General features: G+C 26.3%; 12 protein-coding genes and 2 tRNA genes. 5 read left to right on the top strand and 9 right to left on the bottom strand.

Translation table 11 applies throughout. The features are described 5' to 3' along the window. The first annotated feature begins 40 nt into the window (after positions 1 to 40). From HNP63_RS01125 to HNP63_RS01115, 3 genes are all read left to right on the top strand, one after another. Positions 41 to 1,003 (top strand): hypothetical protein, encoded by a 963-nt coding sequence (locus tag HNP63_RS01125; RefSeq protein WP_015055693.1) that lies wholly within the window; start codon positions 41 to 43, stop codon positions 1,001 to 1,003. Then, on the top strand, positions 963 to 3,059 hold the full coding sequence (locus tag HNP63_RS01120) for a LysM peptidoglycan-binding domain-containing protein (RefSeq protein WP_014486405.1): 2,097 nt from the start codon (positions 963 to 965) through the stop codon (positions 3,057 to 3,059). The genes HNP63_RS01125 and HNP63_RS01120 overlap by 41 nt, the downstream gene beginning before the upstream one ends. 40 nt (positions 3,060 to 3,099) lie before the next feature. Continuing rightward, positions 3,100 to 3,171 (top strand) — tRNA-Asn (locus HNP63_RS01115). Here HNP63_RS01115 and rnmV read toward each other — a convergent pair. Further along, a complete protein-coding gene (gene rnmV, locus HNP63_RS01110) occupies positions 3,153 to 3,698 on the bottom strand; it encodes a ribonuclease M5 (RefSeq protein ID WP_011601133.1) in 546 nt (181 codons plus the stop codon). The genes HNP63_RS01115 and rnmV overlap by 19 nt on opposite strands. Positions 3,699 to 3,700: 2 nt before the next feature. Further along, positions 3,701 to 4,972 carry a M18 family aminopeptidase gene (locus tag HNP63_RS01105; RefSeq protein ID WP_183227009.1) on the bottom strand — a complete coding sequence of 424 codons (1,272 nt, stop codon included), beginning with the start codon at positions 4,970 to 4,972 and terminating at the stop codon, positions 3,701 to 3,703. 84 nt (positions 4,973 to 5,056) lie between these two features. Between HNP63_RS01105 and HNP63_RS01100 the strand changes: the two genes are divergently transcribed. Next, positions 5,057 to 5,782: a hypothetical protein gene (locus tag HNP63_RS01100; protein WP_004789504.1), complete on the top strand. Its 726-nt coding sequence runs from the start codon at positions 5,057 to 5,059 to the stop codon at positions 5,780 to 5,782. Positions 5,783 to 5,809: 27 nt separating this feature from the next. Here the strand turns inward: HNP63_RS01100 and HNP63_RS01095 are convergent, their stop codons facing one another. After that, a complete protein-coding gene (locus HNP63_RS01095) occupies positions 5,810 to 7,675 on the bottom strand; it encodes a fructose-specific PTS transporter subunit EIIC (RefSeq protein WP_183227007.1) in 1,866 nt (621 codons plus the stop codon). Between the two features lie 89 nt (positions 7,676 to 7,764). Between HNP63_RS01095 and pfkB the strand changes: the two genes are divergently transcribed. Continuing rightward, positions 7,765 to 8,688, top strand: a complete 924-nt coding sequence (gene pfkB, locus HNP63_RS01090) for a 1-phosphofructokinase (RefSeq protein WP_183227005.1) — start codon at positions 7,765 to 7,767, stop codon at positions 8,686 to 8,688. A 48-nt stretch (positions 8,689 to 8,736) separates the two neighbouring features. Here pfkB and HNP63_RS01085 read toward each other — a convergent pair whose 3' ends face one another. The 6 genes from HNP63_RS01085 to HNP63_RS01060 form a co-directional block, all read right to left on the bottom strand. Continuing rightward, positions 8,737 to 9,054: a hypothetical protein gene (locus HNP63_RS01085; RefSeq protein ID WP_006433772.1), complete on the bottom strand. Its 318-nt coding sequence runs from the start codon at positions 9,052 to 9,054 to the stop codon at positions 8,737 to 8,739. 152 nt (positions 9,055 to 9,206) lie between these two features. Further along, positions 9,207 to 9,280 (bottom strand) — tRNA-Asp (locus HNP63_RS01080). Positions 9,281 to 9,317: 37 nt separating this feature from the next. Continuing rightward, entirely contained in the window at positions 9,318 to 11,150 is a 1,833-nt protein-coding gene (gene recD / locus HNP63_RS01075) for an exodeoxyribonuclease V subunit alpha (protein ID WP_004789467.1), read from the bottom strand. Then, a complete protein-coding gene (gene recB / locus HNP63_RS01070; RefSeq protein WP_183227003.1) occupies positions 11,147 to 14,659 on the bottom strand; it encodes an exodeoxyribonuclease V subunit beta in 3,513 nt (1,170 codons plus the stop codon). The genes recD and recB overlap by 4 nt, the downstream gene beginning before the upstream one ends. Positions 14,660 to 14,664: 5 nt before the next feature. Beyond that, positions 14,665 to 17,904 carry a PD-(D/E)XK nuclease family protein gene (locus HNP63_RS01065; protein ID WP_183227001.1) on the bottom strand — a complete coding sequence of 1,080 codons (3,240 nt, stop codon included), beginning with the start codon at positions 17,902 to 17,904 and terminating at the stop codon, positions 14,665 to 14,667. A gap of 3 nt (positions 17,905 to 17,907) precedes the next feature. Continuing rightward, entirely contained in the window at positions 17,908 to 19,353 is a 1,446-nt protein-coding gene (locus HNP63_RS01060) for a nicotinate phosphoribosyltransferase (protein WP_183226999.1), read from the bottom strand. Between the last annotated feature and the right edge of the window lie 11 nt (positions 19,354 to 19,364).

Genomic DNA, 19,364 nt, shown 5'->3' with positions numbered 1-19,364 from the left:
TTTCTTTATATATAATGTGGTTAGGTTTTGAGGGGAGCTTATGAAAATTAGAAAATTGCTTTTTTGTATCTTTTTTACGAATATTTCTTTTGTTTTGTTTGCTGAGGATTACAAGGGCCTTGATTTTAAAATCAAGTTTTTTAATCAATCTATTTATCGTGTCAATAGTAATGTTTTTATTGAAGTTTCTCTTAGTAATTCATCTGACAGTGTTTTAACTTTAGAAATAGGTGATATTAATTCTTTTGGTTTTGATTTTGATGTTACTGATACCACCAATATTAAAGTTAAAAGACCTATTGAATATGTTAAAAGGAGATCTAAAAATGTTGCTATTCCTGTTAGAAATATGAGCTTGAGACCTAATGAAAAGTTTTCTGTAGTTATTAACTTAAATCAATTTGTTAAGTTTAGTAAAGATGGAGTTTATTTTGTTAAGGGTATTTTTTTCCCAGACATTTCAGATCCATCTAAGAAGAAAGAATCCAATATTATTACGCTTTTTTTAAATGATAGTTTTGATGAAAATCCAGGAAGTATAGATCTTGTTAATTTGTCTGAAAATCAGGATATTCAAGATGTCTTGAAAAAGAAAAAACTGTCTCCTGATGAGATTGTTAAATATTTATTAAAGGCGTTGCAGCTTGGAAAAAAAGAAAAATTCTTTTTATATCTTGATATTGAAGGATTGTTATTAAATGATAAAGGCAAGGCATACCTTTATAAACAAAAGTTATCATCTGTTCCTAATAAAAATGTAGTTGAAGAGTATAAGGAATATTTGTGGAATTCTAATAATTCAGATATTTCAAAAGCGCCAAATGAATTTTCTATTATTGAGACAAGTTATTCTGATACTGCAGGCAAGGTGATTGCTGATTTATATTTTGACGATGGGCATTTTTATATTTCCAAAAGATATACTTTTTTCTTCAAAAAATATGATTATTATTGGATAATTTATGACTACATTGTTCAAAATACTGGCATTAAGGAAAAGTAAAACGTTTTATGTTTTGCAAATTATAAAACTTATTATATTATTTTATTTTTTAATAATAAGTCCTGCTAATCTTAATGCTGATTTTGAGTATAAGGTTGGCAAAGGAGATACTCTTTTTTCAATTGCAATTAAGTATAAAGCTAAAGTAAACGATCTTAAAAGGATTAATAAACTTAATGCTGACAATATTAGAGTAGGGCAAATATTAATTATTCCAAGTGATTCTAGTTTAGATCCAAATATTACTCATAAGGTCAATCATTCTCTTAATTCGCTAGAATCTATTAAGAAGGGGGTAATTCTTTACACTGTAAAAGAGGGTGACACTATTGAGAGTGTTTCAAAGCTTGTTGGGCTAAGCCAAGAAGAGATAATAGCTTGGAATAATTTGCGATCTAAAGATCTTAAAGTTGGAATGGAGCTTGTGTTAACTGAGCCTGATTTTTTAAAGCCCTATGTAGTTAAGAAAGGCGATTCACTTTCAAAACTTTCTCAAGATTTTGATATTAGTTCTAAGGATATTTTAAAATTTAATTTTCTTAATGATGATAAATTAAAGATTGGTCAACAGCTTTTTTTAAAGAGAGCTACTAAGAATATTGATTTTCATTATGTTAAAAAAGGAGAAACCCTTGGTAGAATAGCTTATATTTATGGTGTTACTGCTAAGGATCTTGTAACTCTTAATGGTAATCGTGCTGTTAATCTTAAAGCAGGTTCATTGCTAAATGTTTTAAAGATTGTAAATGATGATTTAGAAAAGTCTGTTGAGGAAGATTTAAAAATTGAAAAAAAAACAGATAATCAGTTTATCTATCATTCAGTTGCTGTAGGGGAGACTTTGTATAGTATTGCTAGACATTACGGCGTTTTAATTGAGGATCTTAAAAATTGGAATAATTTAAGTAGCAATAATATTATGTACGATCAAAAATTGAAAATTTTTGATAAAAAACTTTTATTTGATTCTTCTATAGCTAAATCTAAAAACGATTTATATATTAAAAATAAAGTTGATTCTAGCTCTAATTCTTCTAATGAAGTTAAAACAATAGTTAATCTTCCCTCAAGTAAAAACAAAAAGCTAAATTTAAATACTTTTAGAATTACTACCAATCAAGATCTTTTTGATATTAGCTCTTTGGTTATTTTAGACTCCAAAATACCAATATTTGAGGTTGTTGGTGATTTCTATTATTGGTATAGACCAAAAAAGATAAGTCAGCCAAGTGAGTTTTATTCAGAAGATTGGCATTCTCCTTTAAATTCCTATAAAAAGGCAACTCAACTTTTCAAAAGTTTTGAAAAGTTGGTAAATTCTAGGTTTAATAAAGGATCAAGACTTAAAGATAAGTTAATAATTCTTGATCCTGGTCACGGAGGCCTTGATCCTGGAGCTATTGTTAAATCTAGAGATGGTCTTGGAAACGAAGTTTTTGTTGTTGAAGATGAATATGTGTATGATATTGCCTTAAGGCTTTATGTATACCTTAAAGAAGAGGGTGCTAATGTCGAACTTACTATTTTGGCCCCCGATCATTTGATTAGGAATAGTGTTTTTGCTAACAATACTTTTGTTAATGTTAAAAATGAGGTTTACAATGATTATGATCTAAATAAAAATGATACTGTTGATTCCTGGATAAACGGTACTCCATCAGGCCTTAAAAAAAGATTGGTTGTTGTTAAAAACATTGTTAGTAAATATAAACATATTAAAGATAAGGATATAGCCTTTTTTAGTTTGCATGCAGATAATAGTGTTGGAGCACCTAAGAGTATGGGGTTTTATTATCAAAAAGATGACGAAAAAAAATATGATATTCATTCAAAGTCTGTAGCAGAAAAAATTACAGAAGGAATGAAAAGAAGTTTTTATATTAAGGGTCAAAATCTCCATGTTTTAAGAAACAATGTAGTAATGACTAAGCTTTTAATAGAAGTTAGAAATTTAGCATTTCCAGAAGAAGCTTGGTCTATTAGATCTTCTAAGCTTAGAGATCAAGATTCCAAAATTCTTGCTAATGGGATTTTAAAAATATTAGAAAATAATTGACAAAAATTTTTAAATTTAAGATAATACTTTTAGTGTTCATTCCCCTATAGCTCAGTGGTAGAGCGGGTGGCTGTTAACCACTAGGTCGGAGGTTCAAGTCCTTCTGGGGGAGTTAATTAAAGCTAATTGTTTTTTTAGCTCTATTTTTGTTATTTTAAAGTAATTAAGTCTTTCTAAGAGTTTTTTATTATTTCCATGTCCCAAGCAAAGCTGCTTTTGTATTTTTTGTCTATTTTTTTTTGAGTTTTCTCCTATTATGCCAAGTTCTAACAAATCGCTTAGTGTTAATAAATTTTTTTGATTATCTTTAGACAAAGTTCCAACTTTTTTAAGTATTTTTATTATTTCTGTTTTATTTACTGATTCAACTTCAGTATCTTTAGTATTAAGATACGCATGTTTGATTTTATTATTTTCTCCTAGATATTTGATTATTTTTTGTCTAATAATATTTCCAGATTTATCGCTATCTGTTAAGATTATTATTCCTTTGTATTTCAAGGCTTTTTTTAGTAATTTAATAGTTTCGGTTTTTAAAGCAAATCCTTTTGTTTCTATTACTGTGCAGTCAAAAGATTCTTTTATTCTTTTAAGATCATCTTTTCCTTCAACTACAATTATTTCTTTTATTTTTTCCAATTTTAAATTCCTTTTTCAAAGAAAGCCCTTAGCAATTTAATTGCTTCTATGTGGTCAGCTATTGATACTGTTTCTCGTAGGGAGTGCATTGCCCACATTGGTGTTCCAATGTCAATAGTTTCTATTCCTGTTCTTGCATTTGAGATTGGACCAATTGTTGTGCCTGAAGGAACATTTGCTTTCATTATTATTTCTTGAATTTTAATATTATTTTCAATAGCTAAGTTTTTTAATTTTGCAAATCCCGTTGAAGTTGTTGCATATCTAAAATTGGCGCTATTTTTTACAACTACACCTTTACTTAGAGTCGCTTGATAGTTTGGATCATGTTTGAATGCATATCCTGGATGAATTCCGTGAACGCTGTCAATCGATATATTAAATGATTTGTTTGTTTTTATTAAATGCTCTTCTCTGGTTAAGTTAAGGGCAAGATCGATTCTTTCTAAAACTTCTGATAAAAAATTGGAATCAGCGCCCCTTGATGTTAAAGATCCTACTTCTTCATTATCAAAAAATACAGCTATTTTATTTTTATTATTACTTGTATGAACATAAGAGTTCATGATTGCATGGCATCCCGATTTATTATCAAGATTTTTAGAAGCTAAAAATTCTCCTTCAGTTCCTATTATTTTTGAGAGTTGTGATTCTGTGAATATTAAATCACAAGATAGAAAATTTTCATATTTTATTCCAAGTTGTTCTAAGATATTTTCTTTTATTGTTTTTTTAGTGCTGTTGATTACTGTTAAATTGTCATGAGTATTATATCCAAATCCTTCGTTAATTTGTCGGTTTAAATGGATTGCAAGGTTTGGAATAATTCCTATGTTTTCAATATTGATTAATTTTGAATTAATGTTTTCATTTTTTTTGAAATATACAATTCCTGCTAAGCTTAAGTCTCTGTCAATCCAAGTAGAAATTATTGGGCTACCATAAACTTCAATATGGTTGTAAAACATCCCACCTTTTTTTTCTGTTGCATCTATTTTTAATTTTAATCCCGGACTATCTGTGTGTGCGCTTGCTATTAGAAACGGTTCATATTTTTTTTCAACATCAATATTAAAGGCAATAAGGCTAGTTCCTTCTTTTTTTATGTAATACGATCCTGTTTCAATTTTCCATTTTTCATCAAGTTTTAATTGTTGTGCATTAAAATAATTTATTAATTTCTCTTCAATATAGTTTACTAAGTGATAAGGGGTAGGGTTATTATCTAGTAGATTTTGAAAAAATTTTGGTTCTAGTGTTTTATCGTGCACCATAGGTGTTCTCCTTTAAGTTTATTGCTTTATAGTTATATATTCTATTATAATAGTTTTTAACTGTATATTAGTTGGGAGTTTGTTATGAGAAAGTGTTTTGTCAACTTGAGTTTATTGTTTATTTTTTTTGCTTGTAGTTCTAATGTTGAAATTGAGTTAAAAGATGATATTAGCGGTATTGTTTCAATATTTATTAATGTTAATAAAGAATTTGAAAAAATTAGAAAAGAACTCTTAACAACTTTAGTGGGAGGAGAAATTGCAAATATGCCTCTTTTTCCTGTAGATGAAATAAAAAAATACTTTAAAAATGGAGAGGAAAAGCTTGGACTTAAGCTTTTGAGTATTAAAACCCAAGGAGACTCTATTAATTTGGTTGTTAAGTTTGATAATTTAATTAAAATTTTAGGTGATTATATGGAAAAATCTGATATGTCTGTGTTTAAGATAGAAAAAAAAGATGGTAAAAATATTATTGAGCTTAATATTAATTTGGAAAATGCTACTAAGAATATTAATGAAAATAAAGAATATATTAGTGATGCACTTGCGGCTCTTTTGCCATCGGATGAGATTCCCATGTCTACTGAAGAATATAAAGATGTTTTGGTTTATTTTTTATCAGATTTTACTTCGAAAGCAAATGAACTTATTGACAATTCAAAACTTAATCTTATAGTTAAGACTTCTAGAAATGTTCAAGAACAATTTGGATTTAAACAGATTAACTCAAACACACTAAAGTTTGAGATAGACATGCTTAAAGGATTGAGTCTTGAAACACCAATAAAACTTAGATTAGTTTATTGACAGAAATTCAAGAATATAAACTTAAGTTTATATTCTTGAATTATATTCTTTTTTAAAAATTCCTATTAAGACAGCTGTTATAATTGATCCTGTTAAGATAGATATTATCCACATTAATGGGTTTACTACTATCGGTAGAATAAATATCCCGCCATGCGGTGCCATAACTTCTACTTTGAAAAGTGCAGAAATAAATCCTCCTACAGATGAGCCTAGTATGCATGCAGGTATTACTTTTAAAGGATCTGACGCTGCGAATGGAATTACCCCTTCTGTAATAAAGCATGCTCCTAAAAAATAGCAAACTTTGCCGGATTCCCTTTCTTCTTTTGAAAATTTGTTTTTAAATAAACTTGTAGCAAGGGCAATTCCTATAGGAGGTACAATTCCACCTGTCATTATGCTTGCGTGAGGAATATAATTTTTTGCAGTTATCATTGCAATTCCAAATGCGTATGCAGCTTTATTTACAGGTCCTCCCATATCTATTGCCATCATTCCTCCAAGTAAAGCTCCAAGTATTGCCATATTGGTTCCGCTAAGTTGATTTAGTATATCTGTTATTGATTTATTAATAAATGATATTGGACTAAGCATTACATATATTAAAATTCCTGAAATTATGACTGATAAAAAAGGATAAGTTAATACTGGATTTATTCCTCTGAAATTGCTGGGAATGATTTTGTCAGATATTTTTTTTACAATTAATGTAACGTATCCTGAAATAAATCCCGCTAAGATGCCTCCTAGAAATCCTGCATTTCCGTTGTTCATCATTAATCCTGTAATCATTCCAGGTGCAAGGCCCGGTCTTTCTGCTATGCTAAATGAAATATAGCCAGCAAGTATTGGGATCATTAAAGCAAATGCGCTTCCACCGCCGATTTGCATCAGAATATCTGCTATTTTGTTGTAGCTTGGGTCGTTTATATCAAATGCTTTTATTCCAAACATAAACGATATTGCTATTATTATTCCTCCTGAAACTACAAATGGAAGCATAAATGAAACTCCATTCATTAAGTGTTTGTAGATTCCTATTTTTTGGGTTTGTTTAGGTTTTTCGGCGGTTGTGTTTATGTCGCTTTTTTTATAAATTTGTGCTTCGTTTTTAAGAATCGTTTGAATAAGCTCTTTTGCTTTATGTATGCCGTCTTTTACGCCTACTTCGATTAAGGGTTTTCCGCTAAATCTTTCTTTGTTGATAGTTTTCCCAGATGCGATAATGATTCCTTTTGCATTTTTTATTTCTTCTTCTGTTATTGGATTTTCGGTTCCACTAGATCCATTTGTTTCTACTTTTATGTTTACGTTTAATTCCAAAGCTGCTTTTTTCAGGCTTTCTGCTGCCATATAAGTGTGAGCTATTCCCACAGGACATGCTGTTACCGCAAGAATGAAATCTTTTTTTGTACTTAAATTACTAGATTCATTTATATTGCCACTATTCATAATTATTTCTAAAAATCTATCTTCATTATTTGTGTTCATAAGTTCATGTCTTAACAAGTTGTTGCTAAAAGTATTGCTTAGGTATGATATAGCTTTTATGTGTGCGTTGCTGGGAGTTTCTTCGGGGAGAGCCATCATGAAAAACAGTTTTGAAAGTTTTTGATCAGAAGAGTTGAAATCAAATCCATTACCATTAATTCTTAAAATAGCAATTCCGTGTTTTTTAATGAAATCACCTTTTGCATGAGGCATAGCTATATGTTCTTCAATGCCTGTCCCGTTAATTTCTTCTCTTTTTTTAATTTCTTTTATGAATGCTTCCATGTCATTTAAGTATCCATTTTCATTGAGCATGCTAGCCATTTTTCTAATTACATCTTCTTTGCTAGTTGCATTGTAATTTAAAGTAATCAAGTTTTTTGAAAATAAATTTTGCATAATAATCACCTTTATATATTATATAGTGTATATATATTTATTAAATTTTACATTTATTTAATTAATTTTATCAATTAAAGGAGATTATCTTGATATATACTCTAACACTTAATCCTTCTGTGGATTATAAAATAATTTTAAAAGAATTTCAGGAAGAAAGTCTTAATTATGCTTTGAATAACAATTTCTTTGCTGGTGGTAAGGGAATAAATGTAAGTACTGTTCTTAAAAATTTAGGAAAGTCCAGTACGGCTCTTGGATTTTTGGGGGGGTTTACGGGCGATTATATAAGATCTTCTCTTGATTCTAAGAATATAAAAAACGATTTTATTAAAATAAAATATGATACAAGATTAAATATTAAAATGATAGCAAATGGCAGAGAAACAGAAATTAATGCCAATTCTCCAGATATTTCTGAGAATGAATTTGAACTTTTGAAAGATAGGCTTAAAAGTTTAACAAATAATAGTATATTGGTGATGTCAGGGAGTGTTCCTGCATCTCTTGGCGAGGATGCATACAACGAAATATCTAATAGCATTTCTAATGATGTTAAGCTTATTATTGATACTAGTGGAAAACCTTTAAAAAAAATTCTTAGATTAAATCCCTTTTTAATAAAGCCTAATATTTATGAACTTGAGGATCTTGTTAATGCTAAATTTAATTCTACAAAAGAATTGATTAAAATCGGGAAAAATCTTGTAGAAAGTGGGGTGCAAAATATGATAATTTCTATGGGAAGTGACGGAGCTATGTTTATTGGTAGTCAAAATGTTGCTTTTAGGGCTTTTGTTCCAAAGATTAACTCTATTAGTACCATTGGGGCAGGAGACTCTGTGATTGCAGGATTTGTGTATGCTTTTGATAATGGAAATACTTTGAAAGATTCATTCAAATTTGGTGTTGCAGCTGGTACAGCTACGGCATTAAAAGGTAATCTTTGTGATTTTCAAGATGTTAAAAAGATGCTTTGTGAGATTAGGGTTGAGGACATTTGTAATATTTGATTTTTAAACTTTACTGTAGCTTTTAAAAAGCTACAGTAATTAGTTTGCTTAAATTTTCAAATTTTTTAATTTATACAATTTATGTGTTGCTAGAGCTAATCCTATAACTGCCAACAATGCAAGTGTAGCTATGCTTACAAATGAGCCTGTTGTATTTGATTGTGTGATTTTTGCAGCGATTTCTGTAGTTTTTTCATCGCAAATACAGTTAACATATCCACATATTGGGCAGATCTCTTCTACTCCAAATTGGCTTAGGTTTCCATTTGAATTTATATTTTCTTTTGTTATTGTGTTGGTTTGTGCAAAAACAGATGTTGAAATCAATAATAAAGTAGTGAAAAATAAGTATTTTTTTAGATTCATTTAACCTTCTCCTTATAGGTTTTATTTTTTTGAATTATTTAAATTATAACTTTTAAATTAAATATTTGTAATTTTTTATTATTCAAAACTCGTTAGAGCATCAATAAATTCTTTAAGAAAAACTTTTGATATAATAAAATAAAAGTTGGCATCGGGAGCGACGGGTCTCGAACCCGCGACCTCCTGCGTGACAGGCAGGCGTTCTAACCATCTGAACTACGCCCCCAAAGTCATTCTTTTTAAAGATTATAGTAGTTTTTAATTTATTTGTCAATTTCTTTAAATGAGTTTAAGTGTTCTAGTATTTTTGAATCTCTTTCGCAAGATTTTTTGCTTAGCTTAAGAATAGTCTCTTTATTAGAAATTATTTCTAAGCTATCTTTAGCTCTTGTTATTGCAGTATACATAAGTTCTTTTGTTAAAAAAGGGTTATTTTCTAATATTACTTTTATATGTTTATATTCAGATCCTTGGCTTTTGTGTATTGTTGTAGCAAAGCTGAATTCATAATTTGTTAGTAAATCTAGATTTATTTTTTTATATTTTTCATCTTTTCTTTGGAATAAAGCATAAAATTTAGAATTTTCATTAAAAATGACACCCCGTTCTCCATTAAATAATTTATTTTTATAGTCAGTTTTAGTTATCATTATTATTTGCCCAATAAAGTTTCCATAGATCTTTTTTAGGTAAGTTTTTATTATTTCATTTAGTGTTTTAGTTCCAAATTTTCCAAAATTTTTTGAACTTAAAATTATATTTTCAAGTAAAGTTTCAAGTATTGTTTCAATTTTTGAATCTTTTAGTAATTTAAGATTAAAAGTGGATATTTTTCCATATAAGTTGTTTGCATATTCTATTAGATCTTTTTTTAAATTTATTTTTTCTATTTCTTTTAATTGAATATTTTTATTGTTATTAATGTATTTGCAAATTAAGGTGATATCTTCTTTGTATATGGCTTTTGAGAGCAAGTTTATTTCTTTGTTGCTCCTGAAATTTTCTTTAAGATCTACTACATTATCTTTGTTTATATTTTCTATTCCTAGAAGACTTGAATATACATTTCCTTCATTTACCGATGGAAGTTGATTTTTATCTCCTACCATTATTAATTTAGTAGTTATTGGTGTTGCTTTTAATAGCTTTAAAAAAGTATATGCGTCTACCATTGAAGCTTCGTCAATTATTATTACGTCAAAATTTAGTTGATTTTCTTCATCATATAGATTTTTTTTGTTTATAAATTTGATTCCCAATAGTTTTTGGATTGTATTGCATTCTATTTCTAAATTTTCGAATGAATAATCGATACTTGCTTGTAGTCTTAAGCTGGCTTTTCCTGTAGGTGCTCCAATTGCTACTATTCTTTTTTTTTTATTGTTTAATGTTTTGTTAATTGCCTTTAAGATATAGTTAATAGTTGTAGTTTTGCCTGTTCCAGGGCCCCCGCTTAATAGAAAAAAGTTGCTTTTTAATGCCTTTCTCACGGATGTGATTTGATCTTTATTTAAATTATTGGTGTTCAAATTTGATATTATATTTTGTATTTCGGTGTCATTTAATTCACTTTTATTGTTTTCTAATCTTTTTATAATTTGTTTTATTAAATCTTCTTCTTCTCTATAGTTTTTTTGAGTATAAATGTAGATATTGTTTTCCAGGATTAGGGGAGTTGTAATTTTAAACTTATTAAATTCCATTAGTATGTTGCTTTTTTTCAAAAGCGAGACTATATCTTTAATAGTTTCTAGATTCCCAAATATTTCTAAACTTTTTAGCATTTTTATTAATTTGTTATAACCTTTATTGGTTTTTTCTAGGTTATCTTTTGTGAATGTTATTGTATTTTGAATGTCTTTTGCTAATAGATTTATATTAGCTCTTAAGTGGCCTTTGTCAAAGTAGTTAAATAAAAATATTAAAAATATTACAATGTTTTCATTGTTTATGGACTTTGCAAGTGTTTGTGCTTTATAGTAATTTTTTTTATTGATATTTAAAAGTTCAATTATTTCATAAAGCTTAAGTTCAGGAGTTAAGAATTTTTTGTTTTTATCTTTTAAAAATTCTCTTAATACTAAAAAATCTCTCATAAGTGCCTTTTAATACTTAATTCTAGGATAATTTCATCTAAGTTCACATCATTAAATTTGGGAAGATCAAAATAAATGCCATTTTCAAATTTTGATTGCAAGCAGTCAATATTATCTTTAAATGCTCTTGTAAAAAGATATATTATTCCACCAAATTTTTGATCATATTCTCTTTTAGTTTTAAATAATATTTTTTTTATTCCAAGTGCATATATTTTATATTGCAAATCATAATATTCTTTTTTTATTATATTTTCTAAATTTGTTATATTATAATCATCTTTATCTTTTCCAAGATAGTTTGTTTTGTAATCCAGGATATATATTTTATTATTAGCTTTAAATATGAGATCTACTATTCCTTTTAAATATCCATCGCTTAGTTTTATGTGAAGATCTTCAAAGTGCTTGTTAAAAAGATTTTTTTGTTTTTGAAATTTAGGATTTATTTTGATTAAAAATTCCATTTCTTTTTGTAATTCTTCAATATCGCACAGACGAGCATTAATTGCTCTTATATTATAAGTTAGTATATTATAAATCATTTTAGTTAATGAATTTTGTATTTCTATTGTATTAAGATTTGAGTTAATTTTTTGTATTTGTTTTTCAATAATTTTAATGTTATTTTTTTTAAAATTATCAAATGTATCTTTTGCTGTACTAAAAATTATTTCCTCCATTGCGGCATGCAAAATGTTTCCACTATCTTTTCCTTTAGGCAGAGTCTCTTCTAATGTAGGGTCGTAATCATCAAGATCTGTTTCTTTTTCATAGTTGGTGTTTTTAAAATCATAGTTTTCGTAAAATGTTGTATGATGAGCTTGTGCTGTTAAGCTTGAAAAACTAGATGTATATTCTTTTTTAAACATGTTTTTAATTATTGGTTTTGGTGGAATTAATTTCGTATTTGTATTTGTATTGTTCTTTTTTTTATTGAATTTCTTTTGGCTAATAAATTCATATATGTTAAAGTCATGTTTGATGCCATCAATAGTAAAAATTTTTGCTATTTCTAATAATTTGCTAGTTATGCTATTTGTTTTTGTAATAAAAAGAGCAAATTTAGCTCTTGTTGCCCCCACATAAAATATATTTTTTTCTTCACTTAATATTTTTAGTCTTGCATATTTTTTGTTTTCTTCCAATTTAAAAAAATCATATTCAATTTTTCCGTTTTGATAAAATTTGTAAAAACAATTTTTTTTTGAAAAAATATTGCTATTTTCTATTGGAGATGTATTTATTAAGAATACGATATTTATACTAAGCCCTTTTGATTTGTGTATTGTCATCAGTTCTATAGATTCATTGTCATTATTTATATTATTGATTCTTTCTTCTATTTCTTCAGGTTCTTCGTTTATTATTAGGCTTTCTAAAGTAGAGATTAGAGATTGTATGTTTTGTTCTTTATGATATATTTTAGATATGATCTCAAGTACTGTTTCATAGGTTTTTAAATTTTCAAGCTTGCCTTCTTTAATAAGAAGACCTTTGTAATTTATTTTATTTTCTGCCCATTTAATAATTTTTTGATCGTTGGTGCTATTTGCAATTTTGATCCACAAGTTTTTTTCGAGTGTGATTTTGTTAATTGCATTTATTAATGTTATTTCATTTTTTTCAAGCAAAGCTGTTATATTTTCAATAAATTCTTCTATAAGGTGAATTTTGTCTTGTTTGATTAAAATTCTTTGCAAATTCCATGGTACATTTAGTATTTTACTGTTTAGAATATAATTTAAGGCTTTAAAATTTTGTTTTCGGTCTAAGCACTTAAGAATATAGAAAATTTCGCTAAATTCTTTGGTTTTTAAAAATTTTTCTTGAGTTTTGTTTGTTTGGATTAGCTCTTTTTTTAATGCTTTATCTATTAAATTGATTTCATTTTTTCCTCTACAAAGTACTTTAATGTCTTGCATTTTAATATTTCTAATCTTATTGTTTTCAGTAATTGTTCCATATGTAAGCAAGTATTTTATTGTCAATGCTGTTTTTTGGTAAATGTCTTCTTCGTTTTCGGTATTTGTAGTTATTATATTGATTCCTTCTATTTCTTGTCCGTTTATGAAAATGTTGTTATTGTCATTTTTTTGATTTGGAAGTGAATTGGTAAATTCAATTTTTTCAATATCATGGACTATTGTATTATTGTATATATTATCAAAAATTCTATTGAAAGGGTTGATGAGCTTTTTACTTGATCTATGATTTGTTTTTAATACAATTCTAGCATCTGAGTTAATTTTATTTTTTATTTCTTTGTTATAAAATGAAATGTCTGCTTTTCTAAAGGAATATATTATCTGTTTGGGGTCAGCTATGAATATCAATTTTATTCCTGCTGTTTTTAATATTTTAAATATTTCGATTTGGGTTAAGCTTAAGTCTTGTGCCTCATCAATCAAAATAATTTTGTATCGATTTTTGATTGCATTTAGAAGCTTTTTGTCTTCTGATTTTAAGTAATTTTTTAAATTTGAAATTATGTAATTTTGGTCTATTGTGTTTGTGGATTTAATAATTTTTTCTAGTTTTTTTTCTATGTACTTTAGTATTTTGTATTCAACTTTTAAAATAACATATTGCTTTAAATTATTTCTATTTTTATTTCTATTGTCTTCTGATTTGTATTTTTCATGTTTAATATTAATTCCTAAATGGATTAAATCATTTTTAATCTTAAGTTCTTTAGGTGATAATTTGGTATTTTTTTTAATTTCTTTTTCTATTAGGGTTGAAAAAAATTTATTTTTTAATAATGTTTCTGCTATTTTGAATATGTCGTTTTCTTTAGAATATTCTATTTCAAGTTTGCCAGTTTGAATATGTTTATTATAAAAATTTAATATTTCATCTGCTGTCATTTCATCTAAGTTTTCTATTATTTTGTTGTAATCTTTGATCAATTCTTCCTTTTTAAGAAGAATGTTTTCAAATGGTGTTTGGGTTTTAAGCCAGTCTCCAAGTTCTTGAGTTGTGTCTCTTTCGTAAGCTTTTTTTATTTTTAAAACAATTTCTTCTGTTTTTTTAGCATCAGATTTAAATACTTTGAGTTCATAGTCTTTAATATCAAGAGCTTGAATCAAGCTGTCTGATTTTCTTAAAAAGTCATAAACTATCTCATCTATTTCTTTTGAAAATTTTTCTTTAGGTTTATATTTGGAATAATTTTCTGTTTCAATTTGAAAATTATTTAAGGCATGTAATGAAAATTTATTGATTGTTGATATAAAGAGTTTTTTTGATTGCTCATAAGCTTTTTTTAAAATTTCATTTGTTTTTGAGTTAAAATAAGCATTTTCTATTGCTTTTAGTATTCTTGCATGCATTTCTTCTGTGGCTTTTTTTGTAAAAGTTAATACCAAGATTTCATTTATAGAGTAAAGTTTGGTTTTCATTAAATTGATAACTAAATTTTCAAGTATATAAGTTTTGCCAGTGCCTGCCGATGCTTCTATTAATATCTTTGAGTTATTTTGAATTTTTTCTAGGATTTTGTCCATGAATTTTAATTTTTTGTCCTTGCAAATTTAATATAAAATTTTTCTATTAATGTTAGTAAATTTTTGTCTAGCTTGAAATCATGAGTGTCTTTAAATCTGTTGTAATAGTCACAAAGCGTTATTTCGCTACTTTTTAAAAATCTCTCGTGTGCTTTGCTTGTGAAATAAGCTTTGGGAGGATTTTTTATTTGCATTTTTATGAAATTCTCAAAACAATTTGAAAAATTATTTTGATTTATTTTTGATAAAATTTTAATTATCAAGCTTTGGTAAATTGGAGTTGGATAGCTTGATATGTATGCAAATTGCATAAGTATATTTTTAATGTCATCAATTATTATTTCTTTATGGTGATACCAAATAGTTGTTTTTGCAGATAAGCTTTCAAGATCAATTCTTATTTCTGTTAATGAATTGAAATTTTGTATTTCTTTTTTTATTAGTAGTCCTGTTATATATAAATCTATTTCATTTTTTATTTTATCTGGAATGCTACAATAGTCTTTTTTTACAAAATTTAAATAAAAGTAATCGTTTTCGATTTTATATACATTCTCAATATCTTTTTTTAATTCAAATTCTATAATTTTTTTTTGAAAATTTAGTTTTATTGTTTGACAAAATTTAATTTTGGTTTTTACCATTATTGGAAGATTTTTTAAGCTTTTAGCAGCGTTATGTTTTAATTTATTTATCTTTTTAAAAATATCATTCACGGTTGTTTTTTGATCTATGTTGAAAGGAATGCTTCCTTGTTGTATTTCATATCTAATATGGTTTTTAATAATTTCTATTGCTTCATTTGTATCATTTTTTTTCCCCATTATGTATTCATGTAATAGTGTTGAATTTTTTATAAGTCTGTAAATAATCTCAATAGTGTTGAAAATTTGTTCTTCTTGTTTTTCTTTGATTTCATTTTCTAATCTTATGTCTTGTATTTTAACGTTTAAAGTTTTTTCATAAAAATGTTTATAAGGATTGGAAAGGGCGTTTTTTAATTCGTATAAATTCAGCTTAATTGGGCTTTCTAGTTGAATTTTATTTTGCTTAAACTTAATTGGTTTAGAATTTTGTAGTATTTTTGCGATATTAAAAGCTTCTAAATCATAATTTATTAAATAATTCTCTTTTACATCTTTAAAATAAACTAGGTCATGATTTTCATTTGGATGCTTTTCTATTTGAAAATTTTTTTCATACTTTTGTATGTGATCAAGTATTTTGTTTATTGTTTTTGATGTATTAATTTCTGGGCTTAGATTGTCTTGAAATGAATAGTAAAGATAAAATTTTTCTGTTGTTGCAAAAATTAAATTAAAAAGAATTGCGATTGCTTCTTTTTCGGTGTTCTCATATTCATAGTATTCATTTAACAAATTCATATTATCATAATTTATCTTAGAGTTGAATTTTTGAAATCCCAAAAAATGAATTTCTTTTTTTTGAAGATATTCCATTTCTTTGTAATCGGCAATCAATATTCCATTTTTTTTATACATTATTCCGTATTTTTCTTTTTCAAGACTTTCTTCAAACATAATCTTAAAAAGAGAAAATTCAATTTTTATTTCATTAATTTCTTTTAAATAGTTTTTGTAAAGATTGTCATTTAAATCTTTGGGAAAATTTTTAAAGGATTTTATTTTATTTCGTAAATATTCATCAGTTGTATTAAATTCTTCAAGATCAATGTATTTTTGAATAAAAATTTCTATTATTTCTGCCCATTCATATACTTTATATGATTTATTTTTAAAATAGTTTATATCTTCATACAAACTTTTTACTATTGTTATAAGTTTAATTATTGATTCTTGATCTTGAAATCTTATGCTTTCTTTTTGAATTTCCTCTTCGTATTTTTCATCAAATATTTCAGACATTAAAAATCGGTTAAATCCGTCTTCCCATGAGTTTAAAAAGTTTTGATCATACTTTAGACTTTCTTTGTGGGTGTTGTTTGCACCAAAGTTAATGTTCATTGCATCGCTAAATTCTATTAAATAGTTTAATTCAGATGTTGATATATTAAATTTTTTCATTACTTTGTTGTTACTTAACAGGGTAAATACTTCTTTTTTGCTGAAATTACTAATTGTTTCGTTTTTTGATATAAAAAGATCCATTAGCCTTTTTAAGGCTATTATACTTTCTCCTTTTGACAAATTGTTATGGCATAGAGTGCTATATTCAATTTCATATTTATTTAGACACTCTTCTATATATGGTAAATATTCATTAAATGTTTCTTGCAAACAAGTTATTGCTATTTCGCTTAATTTCAGGTTATTTTTTTGTATTGAGTGTACTATTTGATTTACTAAAATTTCTACTTCACGTTTTTGATTTTTAGCTTCTATTATTTTAAAGCTATCGTCTAATTTTGAAATCGGAGTTTTTGCTATAATGCTATTTTTAATGCTTGTTAAAAAATTTGTACCTTCAAATAATTCAATATCTACTTTTTCTAAAGCCTGGTATTTTATTGGATTGATTTTTGTTTTTGTTAACAATAATTCTTCAACAAGAGTAGATTTATAGTTGAGCAAATCTTCAAAAATCAACACATGCACTTCAAAATCAAAAATTTTTTCTAAAGAATTAAGAATTTTTTTCTCAATCTCTTTATTATTGCCAATAAATATTATTTTTTTAATTTCAATTTCTATATTTTTTGTTGGTTTTTCCTGAATTATTTTTTCATGTAAGTTTAAAATATTTTTTTGCTTTTCAAAGAGTTTGTTAAATAGTTCTTTTTGCATATTCTCGTAAGGCTTTAAATTTTCTTCTTGGCATAAGAATCTATTGTCTTTCCAAGTTTCAATTAATTTTGAAAATTTTGAGTAATAATGGTGGAATAAATCTATTATTTTTGATGCAAAAAAGTACCTATTCTTTGTTGATTTAAAATCTTTTATGTATTTTAGCTTTTCAGCTTTCAATATGTTATATAAAATGAATTTTTCTGTTTCCAAGTAAAATGAAAAAGTGTTCTTTTCTATGTATTTTTTTATGTTAGGATTTTTTAAAGAAATTTCATATATACTTTTTACAGCATTTTTTTTAATATTTAGATTATAAGAAATTCCATTTAGTCTTGCTATAGTTTTTTTAATTTCTTCTTTTAAGAGATCGTTTTTTACTATAATGAGTGTTTCTTTTTTAAAGATATTATCGTTTTGAGTTAATTTCTTAATTTTATTATAAATTTTATTTATTTTGTTAGTTTTATATATATTCACAGATTAATTGCTTTTATTATCTTTTGTGAGCTTGTTTCTTAATTTTCTTAAGTTTTTACTGATGCTCACTTTATATATGTGAGGATTAATTATTCTTCTGTATGTATGTTCAAGCTTGCTTAAGTCAAGCTTAGCTTTATTCCTAATTTTATTTAAACTAGATTCATAGCCTTTGTGAAGTGTTCCATTTTCTAAGACAGTGTTAATCAAAAATTCAAAATCGTCATATTGCTTGATGATTTTAGAAACGTTATCTTGTATTGGATGAAAAATGGTAAATTCTTTTCTTGAATTTAGATGATCTTTTATTTTATCTTTTTCTTCTTTTAAAAATATAAAATCAAAGATCATTTGACCTTTTAAATAAATTCTTGCAACTTCTTTTTGTGCAGGTAATGTTGATTTTTCTGCGTTATTTGATATTTTTATTTTTGGTATAAATTTTCCATTTTTTTCTATAGAAATCATTTTATATACTCCTGAAAGATTTGGATCTCCTTTTGCTGTAACTAAATTTGTTCCAACGCCCCAAATATCAATTGGAGCATTTATTGAATTTAAGTACATGATAATATTTTCATCAAGCTCATTAGATGCAATAATTTTTACGTGACTTAAGCCATTTTGGTTTAATTCTTTTCTTATTGCTTTACTTAAATATTCAAGATCTCCGCTGTCAATTCTTATTGAAAAATTGTTTTTTTCCTCTTGTTTGAATTCCTTGAATATTTTAATAGCATTTTTTAATCCACTGTTAAGTGTGTCGTAAGTATCAATTAATAAACTTACTTTGTTTGGATATGTTTTTGCATATTCTCTGAATGCTTGCTCTTCGTTTTCAAAACTCATTACCCAACTATGAGCCATTGTTCCTGTGATTGGTATATTGTACTTATATCCAGCAAGCATATTGCTTGTAAAATCTGCTCCTCCTATGTAGGCAGCTTTGCTAGCAGAGAGTGCTCCATTTATTCCTTGTGCTCTTCTTAACCCAAGTTCTGCTAAAATTTTTGCACCCGATTCTTTTATTCTTGCGGTTTTTGTTGCTATTAAACTTTCAAAGTTTATTATATTTAAAACTAGTCCTTCTATTAATAGCAATTCTATTAAATGCCCTTCAATCACAACTACTGGTGTGTAGGGGAAAACTAGGCGACCTTCTTCTATTGAGCTTATTTTTATGTTTAGTTTAAATTCTCTGAGAAAGTTTAAAAATTGTTTATCCAATATATTCAAGCTTTTTAAATATTTAAGTTCATTTTCATTAAAACGAATATTTTTTAATTCATTAATTAATGAATGTATCCCAGCTAGAACAATATAGCCATTTTTAAACGGTGTTTTTCTAAAAAAAACTTCAAATTTTGCTTTAGGATTAATGCCTTTTGTAAAATAAGCATTCATCATTGAAATTTCATAAAAATCTGTAAATAGTGATAGATTTTTCATTCTCCTTATTA

Origin of the sequence: Borreliella afzelii (assembly GCF_014202295.1) — a bacterium.
In the GTDB taxonomy this organism is placed as follows: Bacteria; Spirochaetota; Spirochaetia; order Borreliales; family Borreliaceae; genus Borreliella; species Borreliella afzelii.
The sequence above is the reverse complement of the archived record's forward strand: the minus strand, read 5'-3'. Positions and strand labels throughout refer to the sequence as shown.